The organism is Billgrantia campisalis (assembly GCF_022341425.1).
GTDB lineage: Bacteria > Pseudomonadota > Gammaproteobacteria > Pseudomonadales > Halomonadaceae > Halomonas > Halomonas campisalis.
The window spans coordinates 22,663-29,570 of record NZ_JABFUC010000023.1; the positions used below are offsets into that span (position 1 = coordinate 22,663).

Genomic DNA, 6,908 nt, shown 5'->3' on the forward strand with positions numbered 1-6,908 from the left:
CACCCCGCCGATTCAGGCCAGCGCGGCGCGATTCGAGCCGGCGGGCAGCGGCGCGGCGGTCTCCGACCAGGTCCGCGCGGCCGCCAGGCAGCTCTCCCAGTCACCCACGTGCAGGAAGCGCCGGGGGTCCTGCTTCTCCAACTGATAACGATACATGGGGTCGTAGTATTCGGTCAGCAGCGGGGCCAGCCATGCCTCATGGGCCTGGGGATTGCCGCGCTCATGCTCACGGAACGCCAGCGCCTGCAGACGTGCGATGCGCGCCAGCCGCGCATGACCCAGCCGCTTGCGCAACCGCGCCAGCGCCGAGGTCAGCTGCTTGCGCATCAGCGTCCAGCCCAGCCACTCCCCGCACTGTTGGCGGTAAACTGCCCAGAGGTCGTCGATGTAGTCCTTCTGGATCTGCCCCAGCCGCCAGTCCAGCGGCATCTCCACGCGCAGCCGGGGAGCCTGCTCCATGGCCCGCCAGAAGGTTAGCGGCACGTTGGCGGCGCCAATATGGCGCGATTCGTCCTCCACCACCACCGGTCCCGGCAGCGCCAGCAGGCGCAGCCCCATGGCGTGTTCGAAGTCGATCTGTGACGGTGCCGGCAACGGATGGCGGCCGAAGGCGGAGCCCTTGTGGCGCGCACAGCCCTCCAGGTCGAGGCCGTTGGGCAGTTGCTGGATCAGCGCCGTCTTCGCACAGCCGGTCAAGCCACCGACCACCAGCAGCGGCTGCTGGGCAGCGGCATCGATGCGCGCGCAGAGCCCCTGGCGCATGGCCTTCCAGCCGCCACGAATGCGCGGCCGCTCGACCCCCGCCTCGGCGATCCACTGCTGGGCGATCTGCGAGCGCAGCCCGCCGCGGAAACAGTAGACGATGGCATCGGGGTGGGCCTTGAGCAGGCGCTGCCAGGCGGCCAGGCGCGATGCCTTGATGCCGCCGCTGACCAGCCGCTGGCCAAGCGCGATGGCCGCCTGCTGCCCACGGCGCTTGTATTCGATGCCGACCCGGCGGCGCTCCTCGTCGTCCATCAGCGGAAGATTGACCGCCCCGGGCAGCGCCCCCTGGGCGAACTCCACCGGGGCGCGCACATCGATCAGCACCCGCCCCTCGCGCAGCAGCGAGAGCTCGGGCTCGACCAGCGGCAGACTCATCCACGCACCTCGATCAGCGCCGGCCCCTGGGGTTTGATCACCTCGCCGAAGGGCACAAGTTCGATGCCATGGGCGCGGCCGATGCGCTCCACGTCATCCTCCCAGGAGGGGTGCACCGAGAGCAGCAGCCCGCCGGACGTCTGAGGGTCGCACAGCCACTGCCAGTGGGGCTCATCCATGGTCGGCAGGCTCTCGCCCAGCGCATCGCGGTTGCGCTGGGTGCCGCCCGGCACCGCCCCGCGACGGCGGTAGCCCTCGGCCTCGGCCAGCCGCGGCAGGCGCCGGAAGTCGATGCGAGCCGCCACGCCGCTGGCGGTGCAGATCTCGGCCAGGTGGCCGGCCAGGCCGAAGCCGGTGACATCGGTCATGGCGTGCACGCCTTTCACCTTGGCCAACTCGACACCGATCCGGTTGGATTTCAGCATAGTTTCCCGCGCCAGGCCCTGGTGGCCCGCCTGCAGCAGCCCCTGCTTCTCGGCGGTGGTGAGAATTCCCACCCCCAGCGGCTTGGTCAGGAACAGCAGATCGCCCGGCTGGGCCCCCTTGTTGAGCTTGAGATGCTCCAGGTCGACCAGGCCATTGACCGCCAGCCCGAAGATCGGCTCCGGGGCATCGATGGAGTGGCCGCCGGCCAGCGCCAGGCCCAGCTCACGACACACCGCCTGGGCACCGGCGACCACGTCACCTGCAATCTCCGGCCCCAGCTTGTCCAGCGGCCAGCCGAGGATGCCCAGCGCCATCACCGGGGTGCCGCCCATGGCATAGACGTCGCTGATCGCATTGATCGCCGCGATGCGGCCGAAGTCGAAGGGATCGTCGACGATGGGCATGAAGAAATCGGTGGTGGCGATCATGCCGCGCCCGTCGCCCAGGTCGTAAACCGCGGCATCCTCGCGTCCCTGGTTGCCGACGATCAGCCGTGAATGGCTGGCACCCGGGCCGGCCTTGGCCAGGATGCCGTCCAGCACGTCCGGCGCGATCTTGCAGCCACAGCCGGCACCATGGCTGTACTGGGTCAGGCGGATGGCGCTCATGTCATTCTCCTTGGCAGTTCCTGTTGGCATTCTATATCAAAGGGCAGGCGGCTTGAGTCACAGCACATCCAGGGCATCGGCCAGCTTGTCCACGGCCACCACCTCCATCCCCTCGGGAGAGCGCTTCGGGGCATTGGCGCGGGGCACGATCGCCCGGGTGAAACCGTGCTTGGCGGCCTCGACGATACGCTCCTGGCCGCTGGGAACCGGGCGAATCTCGCCGGACAGTCCCACCTCGCCGAACACCACCAGCTCACGGGACAGAGGACGGCTCTGCAGGCTGGAGACTACCGCCACCAGCACCGCCAGATCGGCACTGGTCTCAAGCACCTTGACCCCGCCGACCACGTTGAGGAAGACATCCTGGTCGCCGGTGAAGAGCCCACCATGGCGGTGCAGCACCGCCAGCAGCATCGCCAGGCGGTTCTGGTCAAGCCCCACCGCCACGCGCCGCGGATTCCCCAAGGCCGACTCGTCGAGCAGCGCCTGCACCTCCACCAGCAGCGGGCGGGTGCCTTCCCAGACCACCATCACCAGGCTGCCCGGGGCCTGCTCTTCACCGCGCGACAGGAAGATCGCGCTGGGGTTCTTCACCTCTTTCAAGCCATGTTCGAGCATGGCGAAGACCCCCAGCTCATTGACCGCCCCGAAGCGATTCTTCTGCCCCCGCAGGGTGCGAAAGCGCGAATCGGCACCGCCCTCGAGCAGCAGCGAGGCGTCGATCATGTGCTCCAGCACCTTGGGACCGGCCAGTGAGCCATCCTTGGTGACGTGCCCCACCAGCAGCAGCACGGTATGGCTCTGCTTGGCGAAGCGGGTCAGAGCCGCCGCAGACTCGCGCACCTGGGCCACGCCCCCCGGGGCCGAGGCGATATCCTCCAGGTGCATGGTCTGGATGGAGTCGATGACGAGTATCTCCGGACGCTCGCGCTCAGCCACGGCGAGGATCGTCTCGACGCTGGTCTCGGCGAGCATCTTGAGCCCGGCCGTCGGCAGCTGCAGGCGGTGGGCGCGCATCGCCACCTGGGCGAGGGACTCTTCACCGGTGACGTAGAGCACCCGTCGGCTCTGCGCCAGCTTGCAGGCGGTCTGCAACAGCAGGGTCGACTTGCCGGCGCCGGGGTGGCCGCCGAGCAGCACCGCGGACCCCGGCACCAGGCCGCCGCCCAGTACCCGGTCGAACTCGCCGAAGGTGGACGAGAGCCTGGGCACTTCGGCGAGATCGACGCTGGCCAGGTCCACCACCTCCCGGGACAGGCCGCCAGCATAGCCGCTGCGCCCCGCCCCCGCGCTCGCCCCGGCACCGGGGCGCGCCGCGGCCAGCCTGACCTCGGTCAGGGTGTTCCACTGCTGGCAGCTTCCGCACTGCCCCTGCCACTTGCGGTATTCGGCACCGCACTCCGTGCATACGAAGGCGCTCTTCGCTTTGGCCATGCGGGCCCTCCCTGATGATTGGCCCCATTCTATCAGCAGCGCCGGCTGCAGCGCCCAAACGCACGAAGGCGGCCCCAGGCCGCCTTCGTCGAGATCACCCCCGCACTCAGAGGCGCTGCAGACGCAGCATCTCGTTGTTCTCGAAGCGGCGACGCTGGGGGTCGATCAGCTCGAGGGTGGTGCCATCGAGGCGCAGAAAGTAGTAGACCTGGCCATCATCATGGGGGGTCAGCTCATAGACGGTGGCATCCGGATCTACGGCCGTACCGCTGAGCACTTCCCAGTTGCCGGCGTAATTTTCGTCCTCCGGGTTCTGGGGATGCTCCCGGTAGCTGGCCCGCAGGGTGAAGGTGCGCTCCGCCAGTGCGCTCTGCTCGTCACCCATCAAGCGCACATCCAGATCGATCCCCCCGCCGGGGCCACAGTTGCGGCAGGGCAGCGTGCCCTGATAGGCCACTTCGCCATCATCCATCGCCGGAGCGGCCACACGATCATCGCTAGGGGCGGCGGCACAGCCCGCCAGTAGGGCCAGCATCGCCGAGCTGGCCAGCAGGGTCCTGATTTGCATTTGTTGACTCCTAACCTATGGGCTTGTCGCCGTGAACTACGGCAGCCTGTCTCACAGCATAAACCCTCTGCCGTTCAGCGGACAGCCTCGATCCGTGGGGGTTCCGTAAAGGCCCGGCTCACAGGGCGCCCGAGTAAACGTGCTGGAACACCAGCGCCAGCACGATGGGCATCACCACCAGGCTGCCCAGGTTGCCGATCAGCACCAGCGAGGCCACCTTGTGGGGCTCCTGGCGATACTGCTCGGCGACCAGATAGTTGAGCACCGCCGGCGGCAGGGCGGCAAAGACCCACAGGGTCGCGGCCTGCAGGCCGGTCAGTTCCAGCCACAGGATCATCGGCACTGCCAGGATCAACCCCGAGAGCGGGCAGAGCAACGCCCCCAAGAGTCCCGTTTTCCAGTCGCCGAAGTCGATATCCAGCATCCGCACGCCCAGGGCGAAGAGCATCAGCGGAATACACACTCCGCCCAGCATGTGCAGCGCCTCGAGCAGCCAGCTCGGCAGAGCCACACCGCCCAGGTTGATCGTAAGCCCTGCGATGCTGGCCAGCACGATGGGCATGCGCAGCAGCCGCCACAGCGGCGTCCTGGGGCTGAGCATATAAAGCCCGACCGAGAAGTGCAGCAGCATCTCGACGATGAACACCACCACGGCGGCCGGGAGCGCCGCCTCGCCGAAGGCCAGCACCAGCAGCGGAATCCCCATGTTGCCGGAGTTGTTGAACATCATCGGCGGCAGGAAGGTCTTCGGCTCCAGCTTCAACCACTTGACCAGCGGCCACAGCACCACGCCGGACCCCAGCACCACCACCGCCGCCGCCAGCGCCAGGCCGGCGTACTCCTCCAGCGGCGCCTGGCCATCGGCCAGCACGGCAAACACCAGCATGGGCACGAAGAGCTCCATGTTCAGGGTGTTCAGGCCGCGAATGTCGGGCGTACGGTAGCGGCCATAGAGCGTGCCACAGCCGGCAATCAGGAATACCGGCAGCAGGGTGGCGAGAATCTGTGTGGTCATCAGGGGGTTCCGGACGGTTCGGGTTCGCAAAAGCGTCGACTAGGCTAGCACGTCAGTGACTTGCGCGGTTACGCCGCTCGGTTCAACATGGCCTAAAGTCCACCCTGATGAACAGCGAGCGACCATGAGCGAGTTCTGGAGCCCGGCGGTTCACGAGCTGACTCCCTATGTGCCCGGGGAGCAGCCGCGCGAGCGCCTGATCAAGCTGAATACCAACGAGAACCCCTACCCGCCGGCCCCCGGCGTGGAGACCGCGCTGCGCGAGTTCCCCGCCGACCACCTGCGCCTCTACCCCGACCCCGAGTCTCGCGCCCTGCGTGAGGCCCTGGCACGGGAGTTTGGCGTCGAGGTCGAGCAGGTCTTCGTCGGCAACGGCTCCGATGAAGTCCTGGCGCTCGCCTTCCAGGCCTTCTTTTGTCATGGCCAGCCGCTGCAGATGCCGGCCATCACCTACAGCTTCTATCCAGTCTATTGCCAGCTGTACGGGATCGAGCGCCAAGCCCTTGCCCTGGACGACCAGTGGCGCATCGACCTGGACGCCTTCGACGGCAACGGCAGCGGCGTGATCTTTGCCAACCCCAACGCACCCACGGCCCACGGCCATAGCCAAGCCGACATCGCCAGGCTACTGAGGCGCGTCACCGAGCGCGTCGTGCTCGTCGACGAGGCCTATGTGGATTTCGGCGGTGAAAGCGCGATTCCACTGGTGGCCGACTACCCCAACCTGCTGGTTACCGGCACCTTCTCCAAATCCCGCAGCCTGGCCGGCCTGCGCCTGGGCTATGCCCTCGGCTCTCGGGAGCTGATCGAGGGGCTCGAGCGGGTCAAGGACTCCTTCAACTCCTACCCCATCGACAGCCTGGCCAGCGCACTCGCCATCGCGTCGCTCGAAGACCGTGAACACTTCGATGCCTGCCGGGAGCGCATCATCACCACGCGGGAACGGACCCGCCAGCGCCTCGCGGCGCTGGGCTTCGAGGTGCTCCCTTCTCAGGCCAACTTCGTGCTGGTCAGACACCCCGAGCACGACGCCGCCCAGCTCTTTGTCGGCCTGCGCGAGCGGGGCATCCTGGTACGACATTTCAATACCGAAGCGTTACGCGATTTCCTGCGCATCTCGATTGGGACCGACGACGAGATGGATAGCCTGATCGAAGTCTTCGAACTTCTCTGCCGCTAGCGATTTGGGAAACCCCAAACGACGAAACCCAGCCTCTTTCGAAGCTGGGTTTCTGAATATTGGGAAGCCACATACGACAAAACCCCGACCAATGGCCGGGGTTTCGTCGGAATAAGTGCCTGACGATAACCCGGGCGGCGCTCCGCTACTCTCGCATGGGGGTGAGTCCGCCCGGCTCTTCGCGGCACCGCCGCGAGGGCGGACGAACGCCCCGAGCCTGCGAGGGGCCGGACCGCGAAGCGGCCCCACAAGGTAAAGAGCGGGGCTCCCCATGCCCATGAAAAAACCCCGAGCTCATTAGAACTCGGGGTTTTTCGGTATAAGTGCCTGACGATGATTGCGCCGGGCTCCGGGACTCTCCATGGGAAGCCCCCAAACGACGAAACCCAGCCTCTTTCGAAGCTGGGTTTCTGAAGAAGTGCCTGACGATGACCTACTCTCGCATGGGGAAGCCCCACACTACCATCGGCGCTGAGCGGTTTCACTGCTGAGTTCGGCATGGGATCAGGTGGTTCCCACTCGCTATGGTCGTCAGGC

The 6,908-nt window shown here is 66.9% G+C and carries 6 protein-coding genes and 1 rRNA gene; 1 reads left to right on the forward strand and 6 read right to left on the reverse strand.

The genetic code is table 11. The annotated features are described in order from the left end of the window. Positions 1-12 precede the first annotated feature (12 nt). The 5 genes from mnmH to HOP52_RS18940 form a co-directional block, all read right to left on the reverse strand. Complete coding sequence (gene mnmH, locus HOP52_RS18920; RefSeq protein ID WP_238979092.1) at positions 13-1,140, reverse strand: tRNA 2-selenouridine(34) synthase MnmH; 1,128 nt, start codon at positions 1,138-1,140, stop codon at positions 13-15. Beyond that, positions 1,137-2,174 (reverse strand): selenide, water dikinase SelD, encoded by a 1,038-nt coding sequence (gene selD, locus HOP52_RS18925; protein ID WP_238979093.1) that lies wholly within the window; start codon positions 2,172-2,174, stop codon positions 1,137-1,139. Before selD ends, mnmH begins: the two co-directional genes overlap by 4 nt. A gap of 57 nt (positions 2,175-2,231) precedes the next feature. Beyond that, entirely contained in the window at positions 2,232-3,608 is a 1,377-nt protein-coding gene (gene radA, locus HOP52_RS18930; protein ID WP_238979094.1) for a DNA repair protein RadA, read from the reverse strand. A 106-nt stretch (positions 3,609-3,714) separates the two neighbouring features. Further along, the gene (locus HOP52_RS18935) at positions 3,715-4,176 is read right to left on the reverse strand and encodes a copper resistance protein NlpE N-terminal domain-containing protein (protein WP_238979095.1); all 462 of its coding nucleotides are present in this window, start codon (positions 4,174-4,176) and stop codon (positions 3,715-3,717) included. Positions 4,177-4,294: 118 nt separating this feature from the next. Beyond that, positions 4,295-5,191 (reverse strand): AEC family transporter, encoded by an 897-nt coding sequence (locus HOP52_RS18940; RefSeq protein ID WP_238979096.1) that lies wholly within the window; start codon positions 5,189-5,191, stop codon positions 4,295-4,297. 124 nt (positions 5,192-5,315) lie between these two features. Between HOP52_RS18940 and hisC the strand changes: the two genes are divergently transcribed. Next, the gene (gene hisC / locus HOP52_RS18945; protein ID WP_238979097.1) at positions 5,316-6,371 is read left to right on the forward strand and encodes a histidinol-phosphate transaminase; all 1,056 of its coding nucleotides are present in this window, start codon (positions 5,316-5,318) and stop codon (positions 6,369-6,371) included. 420 nt (positions 6,372-6,791) lie between these two features. On the opposite strand, the gene rrf is transcribed toward hisC, so the two are convergent. Next, positions 6,792-6,907, reverse strand: a 5S ribosomal RNA gene (gene rrf / locus HOP52_RS18950). Position 6,908: the final 1 nt, after the last annotated feature.